Below are 1,096 nucleotides of genomic sequence, written 5' to 3' on the forward strand. Positions count from 1 at the left end.
GCGCGGTGTGCCACACCGCAGTGAACGGCATGCTCAACGCTGGCGGCAAGCCGCTGGAAACTCCATTCGGCACGATCTACTCCACCAACATCACGCCCGACGTCGAGACCGGCATCGGCGCGTGGTCCTATCCCGCCTTCGAGCGCGCCATGCGCGAGGGCATCCACCGCGATGGGCGGCACCTCTATCCCGCATTCCCGTACACCCATTTCGCCAAGACGACCGACGCCGATATGCAGGCGCTCTATGCTTACCTGATGGCACAGCCGGCGGTGCGCGCGGAGACGCCGCAGAATGCGTTGGCATTTCCATTCAACCAGCGTCCATTGATGGCGGGCTGGAACACGCTATTCCACAAGCCAGCCACGTTCCAACCTGATCCAGCCAATTCCGAGATATGGAATCGTGGCGCCTATCTGGTCGAAGGTCTCGGCCATTGCAGCGCCTGCCATTCGCCGCGCAACGCGCTCGGGGCGGAGATAGCTGCTGCTTACCTTGCAGGCGGATTTGCCGAGGGCTGGGAAGCGCCGGCGCTGACCTCGCTATCGCAGGCGCCGATCCCATGGAGCGAGGACGAGCTTTACGCCTATTTGCGAACCGGCGTGTCACGCTTTCACGGCGTCGCCGCCGGGCCGATGGCGCCGGTCGTGAAGGAGCTCGCCGCATTGCCGGATTCCGACATCCGCGCCATGGCGGTCTATCTCGCGTCGTTCAACGCGACATCGATGGATCGTGCGACGCAGGAAGCACTCGCTGCGGGACTGGAATCTGCGACCGGTACGCGCGCGTCGGCGGCTTCAGGTGTCGGCGCCCGGATCTACCAGGGCGCCTGCGCGGTGTGCCATGAGGTCGGCGGCGCGCCGCTGTTCGGCAGCCGGCCGTCGCTGGCGCTGAACAGCAACCTGCACAGCACCTCACCTGATAATCTGATCCAGGTCGTCCTGCACGGCATCGCCAAGCCGGCCGTAACCGACCTCGGCTATATGCCGGCCTTCAGGGACAGCCTGACGGACAGCCAGGTCGCGGAATTGGTCGGCTATCTCAGGCAACAATTTGCTCCGGATAAGCCGGTCTGGAAGGATATTCATGCTGCGAC

Annotated in this window: 1 protein-coding gene; it reads left to right on the plus strand. The window is 64.3% G+C overall.

Annotated features, from left to right (window positions below; all coding sequences use genetic code 11):
* Positions 1-1,096, plus strand: a 1,096-nt coding sequence (locus tag JQ628_RS34370) for a c-type cytochrome (RefSeq protein ID WP_212231061.1), incomplete at both ends; no start/stop codon positions are given.

The sequence above is a fragment of the Bradyrhizobium lablabi genome, from assembly GCF_018129385.1.
GTDB classification, from domain to species: Bacteria; Pseudomonadota; Alphaproteobacteria; order Rhizobiales; family Xanthobacteraceae; genus Bradyrhizobium; species Bradyrhizobium lablabi_C.